The 14,083-nt window shown below is 45.4% G+C and carries 15 protein-coding genes; 12 read left to right on the top strand and 3 right to left on the bottom strand.

Going from position 1 to position 14,083, the window contains the following annotated elements; genetic code table 11:
- Positions 1–193 (top strand): hypothetical protein (locus BLV33_RS29640; RefSeq protein ID WP_216234680.1); only part of this gene is annotated, 193 nt, incomplete at its 5' end.
- A gap of 152 nt (positions 194–345) precedes the next feature.
- On the opposite strand, the gene BLV33_RS00010 is transcribed toward BLV33_RS29640, so the two are convergent.
- A complete protein-coding gene (locus BLV33_RS00010; protein WP_171908955.1) occupies positions 346–1,341 on the bottom strand; it encodes an acetamidase/formamidase family protein in 996 nt (331 codons plus the stop codon).
- A gap of 160 nt (positions 1,342–1,501) precedes the next feature.
- Positions 1,502–1,681, bottom strand: a complete 180-nt coding sequence (locus BLV33_RS00015) for a hypothetical protein (protein ID WP_090786633.1) — start codon at positions 1,679–1,681, stop codon at positions 1,502–1,504.
- Positions 1,682–2,111: 430 nt separating this feature from the next.
- On the opposite strand from BLV33_RS00015, the gene BLV33_RS00020 reads away from it, so the two are divergent.
- Both BLV33_RS00020 and BLV33_RS00025 read left to right on the top strand, forming a co-directional pair.
- Positions 2,112–2,960, top strand: a complete 849-nt coding sequence (locus BLV33_RS00020; RefSeq protein ID WP_090786635.1) for an alpha/beta fold macrolide esterase — start codon at positions 2,112–2,114, stop codon at positions 2,958–2,960.
- A 153-nt stretch (positions 2,961–3,113) separates the two neighbouring features.
- Positions 3,114–4,034, top strand: coding sequence for an AEC family transporter (locus BLV33_RS00025; protein ID WP_090786637.1), 921 nt, complete (start codon positions 3,114–3,116; stop codon positions 4,032–4,034).
- Here BLV33_RS00025 and BLV33_RS00030 read toward each other — a convergent pair.
- A complete protein-coding gene (locus BLV33_RS00030; protein ID WP_090786639.1) occupies positions 4,031–4,921 on the bottom strand; it encodes a LysR family transcriptional regulator in 891 nt (296 codons plus the stop codon). The two genes, BLV33_RS00025 and BLV33_RS00030, sit on opposite strands and share 4 nt — an antisense overlap.
- A gap of 182 nt (positions 4,922–5,103) precedes the next feature.
- On the opposite strand from BLV33_RS00030, the gene BLV33_RS00035 reads away from it, so the two are divergent.
- The 9 genes from BLV33_RS00035 (at position 5,104) to BLV33_RS00070 (ending at position 14,072) form a co-directional block, all read left to right on the top strand.
- Entirely contained in the window at positions 5,104–6,441 is a 1,338-nt protein-coding gene (locus tag BLV33_RS00035) for a GntP family permease (RefSeq protein ID WP_090798549.1), read from the top strand.
- A gap of 23 nt (positions 6,442–6,464) precedes the next feature.
- The gene (locus BLV33_RS00040; RefSeq protein ID WP_090786641.1) at positions 6,465–7,250 is read left to right on the top strand and encodes a 3-hydroxybutyrate dehydrogenase; all 786 of its coding nucleotides are present in this window, start codon (positions 6,465–6,467) and stop codon (positions 7,248–7,250) included.
- Positions 7,251–7,287: 37 nt separating this feature from the next.
- Complete coding sequence (locus BLV33_RS00045; RefSeq protein ID WP_090786643.1) at positions 7,288–8,001, top strand: CoA transferase subunit A; 714 nt, start codon at positions 7,288–7,290, stop codon at positions 7,999–8,001.
- Complete coding sequence (locus BLV33_RS00050) at positions 7,998–8,672, top strand: CoA transferase subunit B (RefSeq protein ID WP_090786645.1); 675 nt, start codon at positions 7,998–8,000, stop codon at positions 8,670–8,672. The genes BLV33_RS00045 and BLV33_RS00050 overlap by 4 nt, the downstream gene beginning before the upstream one ends.
- A complete protein-coding gene (locus BLV33_RS00055; RefSeq protein WP_090786647.1) occupies positions 8,669–9,853 on the top strand; it encodes an acetyl-CoA C-acetyltransferase in 1,185 nt (394 codons plus the stop codon). Before BLV33_RS00050 ends, BLV33_RS00055 begins: the two co-directional genes overlap by 4 nt.
- Before the next feature lie 520 nt (positions 9,854–10,373).
- Positions 10,374–10,538, top strand: a complete 165-nt coding sequence (locus tag BLV33_RS29100; protein ID WP_171908956.1) for a hypothetical protein — start codon at positions 10,374–10,376, stop codon at positions 10,536–10,538.
- 22 nt (positions 10,539–10,560) lie between these two features.
- Positions 10,561–11,844, top strand: coding sequence for an isocitrate lyase (gene aceA / locus BLV33_RS00060; RefSeq protein ID WP_090786649.1), 1,284 nt, complete (start codon positions 10,561–10,563; stop codon positions 11,842–11,844).
- 322 nt (positions 11,845–12,166) lie between these two features.
- Positions 12,167–13,501, top strand: a complete 1,335-nt coding sequence (locus BLV33_RS00065; RefSeq protein ID WP_090786650.1) for a DRTGG domain-containing protein — start codon at positions 12,167–12,169, stop codon at positions 13,499–13,501.
- Between the two features lie 325 nt (positions 13,502–13,826).
- Positions 13,827–14,072 (top strand): spore gernimation protein GerQ, encoded by a 246-nt coding sequence (locus BLV33_RS00070; RefSeq protein ID WP_090798551.1) that lies wholly within the window; start codon positions 13,827–13,829, stop codon positions 14,070–14,072.
- Positions 14,073–14,083 lie beyond the last annotated feature (11 nt).

Here is a 14,083-nt window from a genome sequence, read left to right on the forward strand (position 1 = left end):
GAAAATCGGCGCTGTAAAGATGTTTTTCATCGTTTCAGCGACCGATTATGGCCCAGCAAGCCTCATATTACCTCTGGAAGATTGTTTTTCAGTCTTCCAGAATTCTGGAAAAAGAAAATCAGCACTGGAAGAATGTTTTTCATCTTTCCAGGGAAAAAAACTGACGCCTGTAAGTTACAGACGCCAGCTTTAAGCCAAGGACAGCTATCACAATCACTATTTTTGTTTGTTACAGCGTATCTGCAGGGGCGGCATCTCGCATTTTTTTTCTTGTATCGACTAACCGTCAAATAATGACCAAGAATTGAGGATTTGATGACTAAATCTATTTGTTTACAATTGAGATCAGTTCGTTTTTGCCCAGTAGGTATCTTTCAGGTTTTTAAAGAGACTCTTCGGAATCATGCCGTGTATCCCTTTAACACCGTCTACCATTTGGGTGACCTCAAAATCTACGGCAAGGCTAGATAAAGCATAGGCATCCATCGTTGACAGGTCCATTCTCGCAGTAAGAAAATCAATAGATTCTTCCACGGCGATTTGGGCGGCAATATTCAGATCAGTATCCAGACCCATGACGATATAATGAGACGGCGTTTCCGCCATTGGCCATTTCAGTGATCTTCCCTTGTGTAAAATAAACTCAAAGATTCCGGTAAGTGAGGTTTCCAGACCGTTGATGTTGACTTCTCCGTCGCCTTGAGCGCCATGGCCGTCCCCCGTAAAGAACAAACCGCCTTCAACCTGAACCGGCAGAAAAAGGGTGGAGCCTATCGTGAGCTCTTTCAAATCCAGGTTGCCTCCGAAGCGGCCGGGAGGACCTGATGAGACTTGTTCAGTGGCAGCCAATCCCATGACACCCATAAAAGGAACAAGCGGGATATCAATGTTTTTGTTAAACATGGCTACATTTTTCTCCAAATCATAAGGAATTACCTTCGTGTAAGTAATCTCGGTTATGTCAGGTAAAGCTCCGACACCGGGTCTTGCTCTATTAACGGCATAAGGATCCCTAAACTGTAAATCCAAAACTCTTATCTCCAGCATATCACCGGGTACTGCGTCTTCGATATAGACAGGCCCGGTAAGAACATGCCCCATCTCCTCCACTTTGGTTACAATGTCTAAAATCTCTTTAACAGAATCGGAGAAGGGAATACCATTCTCATTGAAAAATCCCTCAGGATCTTCTTTTGGCACTCCGGCACCGGTGACGGTATCGATTTGAACGGTTTCCCCAGATTTAATATATAGTTTAGGCTTCACAAATGGAGAAAGATAACCCCTGACGACGGTTTCAGGCGTTGATCGCAAAATATGGTCGACTCCGTTCTTTAACATGGTACGCACGCTCCTCATATGTTAGTTTATCTCACAAAACAATCATATTTTTTTTGTGTAATTGTGTCAACAGAATTAATTGTGTTATGCAAGCTAACATAAACAAAAAGACCCAAAATTCCATTTTCATGGAATCAGGGGCCTTTTTAGTTATCTCATATCAAGCTTTTATATCGAGATTTACTCCTACGCCTGTACTGTGAGCAACAGCTTTCTTTTGCAGCTCGACAGCTCTTTCAGAAGCACTTTCATTTGCTTCTTCCGATGAAGATCCTTGAACTTTAGACATCTGCTGAAGCTGTTGTAAATGTTGCCCGGCTTGTACGCTTGATATTTGCATTCTTTCACCCCTTTCCTCTAGGGTTCGTTAGCAGTATCTAGTTGTTATTTGCACATTAGCAGACATAAATGAGAATTTGATGTGAAATTTGTGGAAATATTATGAAGGATGTGGAATCGAAGAATTTTGGAAATATCATATTGATATACAGCATTTTAACGGGGAATGGAACTAGTGTTATAATAAGTACGGGTTTAAAACCTTAATTTATTTTATAGGAGAACTCATTATGATCATCCAATTCATACGTTTACGGTAATGTGTGGTACGGATCAATCAACTCAGTCCATTTTTTGAGAAATGGCTTGGGTTTATTTGACTGTACATTTTTTCATTCACCGATTACGAATGAATGGGGTGCTTTTTTTGTGTCCAAACACAGAAAAACCTTGTTTGGAAAAAAACATGATCATGAAGGGATGAATTAACCATGAACGAAAAGATAATTAAGATCAATGAGATTCATATATGCACAGAGAGTTTCGGTAATCCTGCTGATCCAGCCCTTTTATTAATTATGGGAGCCACTGCATCTATGATTTGGTGGGAGGATGAATTTTGTCAACGTCTGGCTGATAGAGGGAGATACGTCATTCGATATGATAATCGTGATGTGGGTCGCTCTGTGACGTATACTCCTGGGGACCCCAAATATACTTTTGAGAATATGGCTGATGATGCTGTTCATGTACTTGACGCATACGGTATTGGGAAGGCCCATTTTGCTGGAATGTCTATGGGAGGGATGCTTACTCAAATAATCGCTCTAAGGCATGCCCAGAGGGTTCTCTCGGTAACGCTCATATCGACGTCAAATTTTGCTCCAGATCTTCCACCGATGGATGAAAAAGTTATGAGCTATTTTACCAATACCGGAACCATAGACTGGACGAATGAACAACAGGTAATCTCATTTACGGTGGGGAAATGGAAAATTCTATCGGGCTCAAAGTATCCATTTGATGAGAAAAGTATAACTCGTTTGGCGTCAGAAGAAGCAAGAAGAGCCATTAATTTGGCCAGTATGAATAATCATGGACTTGTAACGGGCGGCGAGTCTTATTTGGAAAGGACCAAAGAAATCAATGTTCCGGCATTGGTTATCCATGGCACAGAAGATCCGATTATCCCATATGAACATGGGGCGAATTTAGCCAAGGTAATTCCGGATGCAGAATTACTTACATTAGAAGGTACAGGACATGAACTTCCTTATTGCGACTGGGATCCTGTCATCAATGCTATTTTAAACCATACTTCAGCAGTTAAGCCGCAATAAAAATTGAAAGGGAGACCGAGGCGTGACAGGCTCGGGGCTCCCTTTTTTTCTATCGTCATATAGGACAACGCAGTAGTATATTCTTGTTGCTGCACTTTCTGGGTGGTGGTACAATGAATAGGTTTGCATCTCACATAGATTGAAGGAATCATCATGAGCTACTTTCTCTTTATTCTCATCAATAATATCGTTCCCATCAGTGTGTTAATCGCGATCGGCTTTGCTGTATACAGGGCCTTCCGCATTGACATCAAAACGTTGTCGAAGCTCAACTTCTATGTATTTTCCCCTGTTCTTGTGTTCGTAAAGCTCTATGAATCCGAAATGACGATGGATACTCTAGGGCAGGTGCTGCTCTTTTTTGTCATATTCTACGCGCTGCTTTGCCTAACTGTCGAAGCGGTTATCCGATACCGCAAGTACAAAGGCGGGATGCGCAGCGCAATGCGCAACAGCGTTATTTTTTATAATAGCGCGAACTATGCTATTCCGTTGAATCAGACTGTATTCGCTGGGAATCCCCACACGCTGTCCATCCAAATTATTATTATGCTCTTCCAATCCTTGATTCCGAACACCTTTGGTGTTTACTCAGTGAACGCGCATAAAGTGCATTGGAAGGACAGCTTGAAAATTGTATTCATGATGCCAGCCATCTATGCGATCCCGATTGCGGTGCTTATGCACACTTTCCACGTTCCAATACCTGCTTCTTTAAATATTCCGCTTCAATATATTGCGAATGCTTTCATGGCTACGGCGTTAATCACACTCGGAGTTCAGTTGGGAGCCCTGAATTGGGGCTTCCGTTTTTCCGATGTGCTCATATCTAATTTCCTTCGTCTGCTTATAGGACCAGTCCTTGGTTTGTTGGTCGTATCGATGCTTGGAATTGGGGGAATGACAGCCAAGGCGTTGATTCTGTCATGCGCGGTTCCTACATCGTTAATCAGTGTTTTGCTAGCCGTCGAATATGACAATGAGGTTGATTTCTCATCGCAGGCCGTCTTTTTCTCCACAGTATGCAGTATAATCACGGTTCCCTTGACGATTTACTTCATTCAATTCTATTAAGATTTAATGATTGCAGTCATTGAAATAAATCGTTTAAATTCCCGCATGGCATAGGATTGATATTTAGCTTTGTGCCAGATGATGATCAGATTCCAGGGGATTGTTGGGTTTGTTAAACGTATCGTTTTCACCGACGGATTGTTGATTTTGCCGGAAATGGCCTGGGGCAGGATGGAAATGCCTGTATTGGCCGCAACCATTTCCGCAAGCAGATCCCAATGGGCGCTTTCATAGGTGACTCGCGGTTCAAAACCGACTTTGCTGCAAGCCTGCATAATATGCTTCCGAACGGCAAAGCCGTCAGGAAACAAAATAAACGGCTCCTTGCTTAATTCCATCAGAGCAACAGAAGGCTTTCCCGCTAAAGGGTGGGATTCATGGAGAATGAGGGCTAGCTCCTCGTTCAAATAGGGCAAGATTTCAAAATTGGCATTGTCTACAGGCGCAACAACGACACCGAGGTCGAGTTTTCCTTCCAGAATACGGCTCTCCACTTTTTTGGCGCCTTCTTCTACGATGTGAAAATCGATTCGCGGGTATTCCTTTTGGAATTTGGCGACAACGCTTGGGAAAAAGATGGTCCCGATCACCGGTGGTAAGCCGATCCGGATGGATCCGGTTCGGAGGTTGGACACATCGTTAAGTGAAGTGTAAAGGTCTTGAACCGACTGGTTGATCACCTGGATCTGCTGAATCGCGGCCATGCCGGCATCCGTTAATTTAACGTACTTGCCGGATCGATCAAATAAAATAACGCCTAGCTCATCTTCAAGGTGCTTCACCATTTTACTGAGTGTTGGCTGGGTTAGATGTAAGGATTCGGCTGCTTTAGTGAAATTGAGCTGTTTTGCAATCTCAAGTAAATAGGATAACTGTTTTAAATCCATGGGGCCACACTCCGACCTATAGACAATTTTCATGGTAAACATTCTACTAATGAATTTTACCTCTTGGATATCCGGTTGTAAAATGAAATCAAACATGTAAGCGTTTTAATTCATTGAGAAGAGAGGGAAAGCATGTGGTAACCATCCAAGTGTTGGCCATTGTTTTGGCTTTAGGATTGCTGATGTATTTTGCTTACCGAGGGTATCCAGTCATCGTGTTCGCTCCTATTTTTACACTGCTGGCTGTGGTCATTTCTGGATTGGCTTTGATGCCAAGCTTCACGGAAGTATATATGGTCAATGCAGCGAATTATGTAAAGAATTTTTTCCCGATTTTCTTATTAGGCGCAATTTTCGGAAAAATCATGGAATTGAATGGGGCTGCTGCTTCCATCGCCCAAACCATTGTAAAAGCACTCGGCTCCAAACATGCCATTCTATCAGTTGTTCTTGCTTGTGCCATACTGACTTACGGAGGCGTTTCACTATTCGTGGTGGCGTTTGCCGTTTATCCATTTGCAGTTGCTATCTTTCGTGAAGCCAACATACCGAAAAGGCTCATTCCCGGAACGATTGCTCTCGGCGCCTTTACCTTCACGATGGATGCATTTCCAGGTACTCCGCAAATTCAAAATATCATTCCAACCACTTACTTCGGCACCGATGCTTACGCGGCGCCTGTAGTCGGCATCATTTGCTCCGTCATCGTGTTTTTGGGCGGTATGTTCTGGTTGGAACGCCGCCGTAAGCAAGCTGCAGCAGCGGAGGAAGGTTATGGGGAAGGTCACAAGAACGAACCGGAAGTGCTGGACAATCAAAGGTATCCAAGCATCTGGATTGCCATCATTCCCCTTGTTTTGGTTCTGGTTTTCAACTATTTACTGAGCAGAAGCGCAATAAGCGTTAACGGCTGGTACAGTGAAGCTCTTTTGAAAACGTTCAATATTGCCAGTGTAAAAACAGTTGCTTCTTCTTGGGCCTTGATAATCGCCTTATGCATAGGAGTATTGGCGGCGATACTGATTAATGTTCGCCAAGTCGGCAATAAGCTGGCAGCCGGATTAACTGCTGCGGCTATGGGAGCCCTGCTGGCGATTTTTAATACGGCATCTGAAGTAGGCTTCGGTAACGTTGTAAAAACACTTCCCGGCTTCAAGGCGATTCAGCATTGGATCTTAAACATCAGCTCGCAGCCGTTAATTTCGGAAGCGGTGTCCGTCAACATCCTTGCCGGTGTAACGGGTTCGGCCTCGGGAGGTTTGTCCATTGCGCTTGAGGTTATGGGTAAACAATATTTAACGATGGCCCAAGCGGCAGGTATCCCTCCGGAGCTATTACACAGAATCGCTTCTATGGCATCCGGCGGTATGGATACATTGCCTCATAATGGCGCTGTCATTACTCTTCTGGCGATTACTGGACTGACGCACCGCCAAGCCTACAAAGATATTTTTGCGATTACCGTTGTAAAAACTCTTATTGTCCTATTGGCAGCGATGATCTTGTCGTTATTTTACTAAAAAAACTTCAGGAGGGATTTCACATGGCAGGTTTTTTGGAAGGTAGAACGGCATTCATTACGGGTGCGGCCAGCGGAATCGGTCTTGAAATTGCCCGCACTTACGCAAGAGAAGGAGCCAAAGTGGTCATATCCGATATAAATGGGGAAAAGGCTGGTTTGGCTGCGGAGGATCTGAGGCAGGCGGGCTTCGAGTCTGTCGGGTTTAGCTGCGATGTCACACAGGAAGAGCAATACGCAGAGGCCATCCTTAAAACGGAACAGACTTACGGAAGATTGGATATTCTCGTAAATAATGCGGGCCTGCAGCACGTTTCGCCGATTGAGGATTTTCCGGTGGATAAGTTTGAGTTTATGCTTAAAGTGATGCTGACCGGCGCTTTTATCGGCATTAAGTATGCTTTCCCCATCATGAAACGCCAAAATTATGGACGTATTATCAACATGGCATCGATCAATGGAGTCATCGGGTTTGCCGGGAAAGCTGCATACAACAGCGCGAAGCATGGTTTAATCGGCTTGACTAAGGTTGCGGCTTTGGAGGGGGCAGCTCACGGTATTACCGTGAATGCCCTTTGTCCGGGCTATGCGGATACGCCATTGGTGAGAGGTCAACTCGAGGATTTGTCCAGAACGCGTAATGTTCCTTTTGATAAAGTGCTGGAAGAGGTGATTTATCCGCTTGTGCCGCAAAAAAGGCTTTTGCCTGTGGAAGAAATCGCTGATTTTGCCATGCTGATTGCCAGCGACAAAATGAAGGGTGTAACGGGTGCATCCCTGATCATAGACGGAGGCTATACGGCGCAATAAATAGATATAGAAGAATAAACAGGAGGAGAGGAAGAGCATGAACAAACTTTATTCTTCAATTACAGAAGCCATACAGGACATTCACAGCGGATCTACTCTGATTGTCGGAGGATTCGGGCTGTGCGGTATTCCGGAAAATTTAATAGCTGGTCTTAAAGAAAAGAGCATTTCAGGCTTGACCGTGGTCAGCAACAATTGCGGTGTCGATGATTGGGGGCTCGGGCTGCTGCTGGCCAATAAGCAAATCAAGAAAATGATTTCTTCCTATGTGGGCGAAAACAAAACGTTTGAGAAGCAATTTTTAAGCGGAGAGCTTGAAGTGGAGCTGGTTCCACAAGGCACGCTGGCGGAACGGATTCGTGCCGGAGGTGCTGGAATACCAGGTTTTTATACCGCTGCCGGTGTGGGTACTTTAGTTGCAGAAGGCAAAGAACATAAAATATTTGATGGACGCACATATATTTTGGAGCATGGTATTGTCGGGGATTTTGCCTTAGTGAAGGCGTGGAGGGCCGATCCGTTTGGCAATCTGGTCTTCCGCAAAACGTCGCGAAATTTCAACCCGATAGCAGCAACCGCAGGGAAAGTGACCATCGTGGAGGCAGAGGAAATCGTGCAGGCGGGAGAGCTAAGTCCGGATGAAATTCATACGCCTGGAATTTATGTACAACGGGTCGTGAAATGCGCAAGCATCCAAAAACGGATCGAGCGCCTCACGGTTCGAAGTGTTTCAGGAGGGATCACACTATGAGTGACGACCGCACAAACATCGTAAAACGCGCTGTACAGGAAATTCAAGATGGCATGTATGTCAATCTGGGCATCGGTATGCCTACACTGATTGCTAGCTTTATACCGCAAGACATGAACGTGATGCTTCATTCTGAAAACGGGATGCTTGGCATCGGGCCCTATCCGATTGAGGGAGAAGAGGATGCGGATTTGATCAACGCCGGAAAAGAAACCGTCACTGCGATCAAGGGCGCCTCTTACTTTGACAGCGCGGAATCGTTTGCCATGATTCGGGGAGGGCATATCCATCTGGCTATTCTAGGTGGAATGGAAGTTGCCGGTAACGGTGATTTGGCCAACTGGATGATCCCGGGTAAAATGGTCAAAGGCATGGGAGGCGCCATGGATCTGGTCAGTGGTGTGCAGCGGATCGTTGTCATTATGGAGCATGTCAATAAATATGGAGAGTCGAAAGTGAAAACCGAATGCACCCTGCCTCTTACAGGTAAAGGCGTAGTGGACCGGCTTATCACCGATTTGGCTGTATTTGATTTTACCGATAGCGGGATGGTTTTGGTTGAACTGCAGCCTGGAGCCACTTTGGATGATGTACAAGCGAAAACTGAGGCCGCATTTATCGTTTCTCCCGATCTGAACCAAAGTCATATTGAGGAGGGATTCCAAGCATGAGAACAGAAGCTGTCATTGTAAGTGCTGTACGCACAGCAGTAGGTAATTTTATGGGAGCTCTGTCGGGAGTCAGCGCACCCGAGCTCGGCAGTATTGCCATCCGGGAGGCGTTAAGGCGGGCCAATATCAGCGATGATCAAGTGGATGAAGTGATCATGGGCAATGTACTTCAAGCCGGATTAGGCCAAAATCCGGCGAGGCAAGCTTGGCTGAAAGCCGGCTTCAGTAAATATGTTTCCTCCATGACGATAAACAAAGTTTGCGGTTCCGGGCTTAAAGCAGTCATGTTGGCCGCACAAGCTGTAAAACTGGGCGATGCCGACATCATCGTCGCCGGCGGCATGGAGAACATGAGCCAAGCGCCTTATCTTCTTCAAGGTGCACGCGCCGGCCTCCGTATGGGCGATGCCCCCATGGTGGATTCGATGATTCGCGACGGGTTATGGTGCGCCATGTGCGACATTCACATGGGGATTACCGCCGAAAATGTCGCGGAGCGCTACGGGCTTACAAGAGCAGAGCAGGATGAATTCGCCGCATGGAGCCAGGTAAAGGCGCAGCAGGCTTTGAATTCGGGTCGTTTCGGCGATGAAATCGTGCCGGTTTCTATTCCGCAGCGCAAGGGTGATCCGCTGCTCTTTGCCCAAGATGAGTTCCCCCGTGCTGGAACAACGGTGGAAGCTCTGGGCAAGCTGCGGTCAGCCTTCAAGCAAGATGGGACGGTTACAGCAGGCAATGCCTCAGGCATCAACGACGGATCAGCTGCGCTCGTCGTGATGTCCGCGGAGAAAGCGGAGGAGCTCGGCTTGAAGCCGCTGGCCCGAATCCGCGGGTATGCCAGTTCCGCGCTTGAGCCGTCCATGATGGGTCTCGGACCCATAGAGGCTGCTCGCTTACTGTTCAAGAAAACAGGAGTGTCCTTAGGCGATATCGATCTGTTTGAAATGAATGAAGCTTTCGCGGCCCAATCTCTGGCCGTCGCGCGTGAACTCGACATTCCGTCTGAGAAGCTGAATGTCAATGGGGGCGCCATAGCTCTCGGTCATCCAATCGGTGCAAGCGGAGCTCGTATCTTGGTGTCTCTGCTTCATGAGTTGGATAAGCGGGATGGTAAATTGGGCTTGGCAGCTCTTTGCATTGGCGGCGGTCAAGGCGTGGCTATGCTGGTTGAACGAGATTAAAGCCAATTGAATGGGGCAGTGTCCCATAGGAATAAATAACCTTTAGGGACTGCTCTTTTTGATGGAGAATATGCTCAAAGCTGGTGGGTTGGGGAGGGAACGATGAAAAACATCCTTCCAGGGGGAGTTTTCTTTTTTCAGAATGCTGGAAGACTGAAAAACAATCTTCCAGAGGCTATAAGAGGTTAGCTAGGCCGTAATTGGTCGCTGGAACGATGAAAAACATCCTTCTAGCGGCGATTTTCGTTTTCCAGAATGCTGGAAGGCTGAAAAACATCCTTCCAGAAAAATAGAAAGACAGTCGAGACTTTCTCGACAATCTGAGGTTGAGCAGGATAGTATCTTGCTCAACCTTTTTTCTGTTTCATATATCATTTTGTCAGCTTGAGTTCCATTTTCGTTATATAACAGATAAAATTTTTAAAACAGTATTGCACAGTGATATTTTGTGATATATAATAATAAAAAAATAACAAACTGTATTAGTACAGTTAATGTCATTGATGAGGGAGGTGTTGATATGGATTGTCCCACATGTAAAGGTCATGGCGACTTGGATTGGACGAATTTGATCAGGGATGAGTCATCTGGCAAAACGGATATGGAAAAAGTGGATAAAGCATACGTGGTTACCCTAGTCCATCTTTGTCCTCGATGCGGCGGAAGCGGTTTTTTAGAACAATAGAACTTCGAGAGGGGAATAAGAAATGAAAAATGAAAAACAAAAATCGATAGAACAATTGAAAGCAAGCTGGAGCTCCGATCGATTTGAAGGAATAACTAGACCATATTCCCCGGAAGATGTTCTCCGACTGCGCGGTTCGCTGCTTGTGGAACAAACGCTTGCTCAAAGAGGAGCAAAAAAGTTTTGGGAGCTTTTGCACTCAGAAAACTATGTGAATTCACTCGGTGCCCTAACTGGCAATCAAGCTGTACAGCAAGCAAAGGCGGGTTTAAAGGCCGTTTACTTAAGCGGATGGCAGGTAGCCGCGGATGCGAACTTATCGGGTCATATGTATCCGGATCAAAGCTTATATCCTTCAAACAGTGTTCCAAATGTTGTTAAACGGGTTAACCAAGCTCTGCAGCGTGCAGATCAAATCCAGCATTCGGAAGGCAAAGACCTGATTGACTTTTTTCTGCCGATTATTGCCGATGCGGAAGCCGGATTTGGCGGGCCGCTCAATGTATTTGAATTAATGAAATCGATGATTGAGGCCGGTGCGGCAGCTGTGCATTTCGAGGATCAGCTTTCATCGGAGAAGAAATGCGGCCATTTAGGCGGGAAGGTGCTGCTGCCGACTCGGCAAGCGGTCCGAAATCTGATTTCCGCAAGACTTGCAGCAGATGTAATGGGTGTCGAAACGATTCTGATTGCAAGAACAGATGCCAACGGAGCAAGATTGCTTACAAGTGATATCGATGAATATGATCATCGATTTGTTACCGGTGAAAGATCGCCGGAAGGTTTCTTCTATGTAAAGGAAGGACTGGAACAAGCTATCGCACGCGGTCTTGCTTACGCTCCATACGCAGACATGGTGTGGTGTGAGACATCAGAACCTAATCTTGAAGAAGCAAGAAGCTTTGCCAAAGCGATTCATACCCAATTTCCTGAGAAATTACTTGCTTATAACTGTTCGCCTTCCTTTAATTGGAAGAAAAAGCTGAGTGAATATGAGATAGCTTCTTTTCAACAAGAGATAGGCAAAATGGGCTACAAGTTTCAATTCGTTACTCTAGCCGGGTTCCATGCTATAAACCACAGTATGTTCGTACTTGCAAATGAATATAAGAGCCGCGGGATGGCTGCTTATTCCGAGTTTCAACAGGCTGAGTTTGCTAGTGAGGCATTGGGATATGAAGCTGCACGCCATCAGCGTGAGGTAGGTACGGGCTATTTTGACGAGGTATCGCAAGTGATATCCGGAGGTACGTCCACAACAACAGCTTTACTGGGCTCTACTGAAAAAGATCAGTTTTCGTACTGAGATTAACCTTGAGAGGATGAGTCGCATGTCGGACACCATAATAAAAGTTGAATCTGGTTTATATCCGTTAGAGGGTTATTGTACGTATTGTGAAAGTCAGCCGGATGCAAATCCTCAAAGCCGGGAAAATGCTTGCGGGAATTGCGCAGAAACGATGCTTTATCCGTTATCGCCCTTATTTCTTACTTTATTTCATTCATGCTTGCAGGAATGATTTCCTATCTCGAATGCAGCTGCTCTCTTAACAGAGCGGCTGTATTTTTATTGTGCCGTATTATATAATGATCCAATAAGTATCCAGAAATTGGGCGAGGTGTCGGACATGGTAGAAAGCTCTCCGGAAATGACCAAACATGGGCAAATTCTGCGTTATATCGAATCGTTAAGTATAGGGGCGCGTCTATCTGTTCGGAAAATTGCCCAGGAGCTGGAAGTAAGCGAAGGAACTGCTTACCGGGCCATTAAAGAAGCGGAAAACCTGGGAATCGTCAGTACAAAAGGGCGAACAGGAACGATACGTGTGGAGAAAAAAGAAGTTCACCAAATGGATAAGCTGACGTTCGCGGAGGTTGTCCATATCGTCGATGGAGAAGTATTGGGGGGTTCTGGCGGACTCCATAAAACTCTGAGCAAATTTGTAATAGGCGCAATGGAGCTGGAAGATATGCTGCGATATATTGAGCCGGGTGATTTGCTTATCGTGGGGAATCGAAACAAGGCTCATTTACGCGCCCTCGGCCAAGGGTCCGCTGTATTAATTACAGGTGGCTTTGGTACTGGAGAGGAAGTCCGAAGGATGGCAGATGACCTGGAACTGCCTATCATCATCAGCACCTATGACACCTACACGGTAGCTACGTTGATTAACCGTGCCATCGATGATCATTTGATCAAAAAAAAGATCATTCTTGTTGAGGACATCATTCGCTCTGATACACCTGTTGTTTTCTTGAGAGGCACGAATAAGATTGGAGAAATGCAGCAGATCATTGAAGATACGAAGCATACCCGATTTCCGGTTGTGGATGAACATAAAAAGCCAATCGGGATCATTACAACCAAAGATCTGATCGGTGCTCAGCACGATCAGACGATTGATAAGTTAATGACCGGGAATCCCCTTACCATAAACGCGAAAGCTTCTGTCTCAACGGCAGGCCATATGATGATTTGGGAAGGTATTGAGCTGCTGCCGGTAGTGGATGCCAACCGAAAAATGATTGGGGTCATCAGCCGAAAAGACGTAATGAAAGCTATGCAGATCATCCAGAAACAGCCGCAAAACGGCGAAACCTTCGAGGACCAGATTTGGGCCGGTTTTGAGGAATTGCGAAACAAGGAGGGCAGCTTATACTTTCGAGGCTCCATCTCAGCGCAAATGACGAACTATGCAGGTATGGTTTCGGAAGGAGTGCTGACTACCTTGATGAATCGGGCTGCGAATCGAACGGTAAAGGAAAACAAAAAGGGTGATTTGATATTGGACAGCTCTTCCAATTTTTTCTTGCATCCGGTTCACATTGACAGAATGATTGAGATCATACCCAGCGTCTTCGAGCTAAGCCGACGGTTCTGCAAAATCGAAATTGAGATTCACAGTGAGGATCTCTTAATAGCTAAATCGATGATAACTGCACGAATCATTAATCAATCTTAACAGCTTGAGAATGCTCAATAGTTTTGGCATGGTTGGTGATCCGGCGTATCAGTCTTCTTGGAAGATAGTGGCGTACGTACCAATAAAAATTATTCATATGTATCACCTTTCTATACTGGTTTATTTGGTCTTAAGATAAGGATTCAACAATGGGCTTGTCGAATCCTTCGATGAAAAAACACTAGTTTTGTCATATTATGGGAATAAAAAATGGAACGTAAATGAGAGGCAATCCCAACCGGAGATAAGCCTCTTTTTGTTGTAACCCAAAAATGTTAGGAAAAGCTAGCGTAGTCGAACAATTTTGGAGGTGATGATTTCTTTGATGAATCAGCAAACATTAGCTCCTCACGAATCGATGGAGCTTCACGAAGCGCTTAACTTTAAAACGCTCTGCCTCGCAAAGTCGAAATTGATGCAAGGCCTCGTTTTTGACCAAGAACTCAAAGCCTTAATGCAAAAAGACGTGAAGCAATCCATCCAAGCCATCGCCGATCTGCAAGCCGTTTATTCGAGAGCCCCATTCCAGGCGCCGGTTCCACAAAGCCGTCCCACTCCCATTTTAAATTGAAGGTGAGATCA

This window comes from Paenibacillus sp. GP183 (genome assembly GCF_900104695.1).
In the GTDB taxonomy this organism is placed as follows: Bacteria; Bacillota; Bacilli; order Paenibacillales; family NBRC-103111; genus Paenibacillus_AI.

What these genes read in the sequence shown, in the direction of transcription:
- BLV33_RS00010 (WP_171908955.1), bottom strand. Translation starts at nt 1,341, where the DNA reads ATGTTAAAGAACGGAGTCGACCATATTTTGCGATCAACGCCTGAAACC.
- BLV33_RS00015 (WP_090786633.1), bottom strand. Translation starts at nt 1,681, where the DNA reads ATGCAAATATCAAGCGTACAAGCCGGGCAACATTTACAACAGCTTCAG.
- BLV33_RS00020 (WP_090786635.1), top strand. Translation starts at nt 2,112, where the DNA reads ATGAACGAAAAGATAATTAAGATCAATGAGATTCATATATGCACAGAG.
- BLV33_RS00025 (WP_090786637.1), top strand. Translation starts at nt 3,114, where the DNA reads ATGAGCTACTTTCTCTTTATTCTCATCAATAATATCGTTCCCATCAGT.
- BLV33_RS00030 (WP_090786639.1), bottom strand. Translation starts at nt 4,921, where the DNA reads ATGGATTTAAAACAGTTATCCTATTTACTTGAGATTGCAAAACAGCTC.
- BLV33_RS00035 (WP_090798549.1), top strand. Translation starts at nt 5,104, where the DNA reads ATGTATTTTGCTTACCGAGGGTATCCAGTCATCGTGTTCGCTCCTATT.
- BLV33_RS00040 (WP_090786641.1), top strand. Translation starts at nt 6,465, where the DNA reads ATGGCAGGTTTTTTGGAAGGTAGAACGGCATTCATTACGGGTGCGGCC.
- BLV33_RS00045 (WP_090786643.1), top strand. Translation starts at nt 7,288, where the DNA reads ATGAACAAACTTTATTCTTCAATTACAGAAGCCATACAGGACATTCAC.
- BLV33_RS00050 (WP_090786645.1), top strand. Translation starts at nt 7,998, where the DNA reads ATGAGTGACGACCGCACAAACATCGTAAAACGCGCTGTACAGGAAATT.
- BLV33_RS00055 (WP_090786647.1), top strand. Translation starts at nt 8,669, where the DNA reads ATGAGAACAGAAGCTGTCATTGTAAGTGCTGTACGCACAGCAGTAGGT.
- BLV33_RS29100 (WP_171908956.1), top strand. Translation starts at nt 10,374, where the DNA reads ATGGATTGTCCCACATGTAAAGGTCATGGCGACTTGGATTGGACGAAT.
- aceA (WP_090786649.1), top strand. Translation starts at nt 10,561, where the DNA reads ATGAAAAATGAAAAACAAAAATCGATAGAACAATTGAAAGCAAGCTGG.
- BLV33_RS00065 (WP_090786650.1), top strand. Translation starts at nt 12,167, where the DNA reads ATGGTAGAAAGCTCTCCGGAAATGACCAAACATGGGCAAATTCTGCGT.
- BLV33_RS00070 (WP_090798551.1), top strand. Translation starts at nt 13,827, where the DNA reads ATGAATCAGCAAACATTAGCTCCTCACGAATCGATGGAGCTTCACGAA.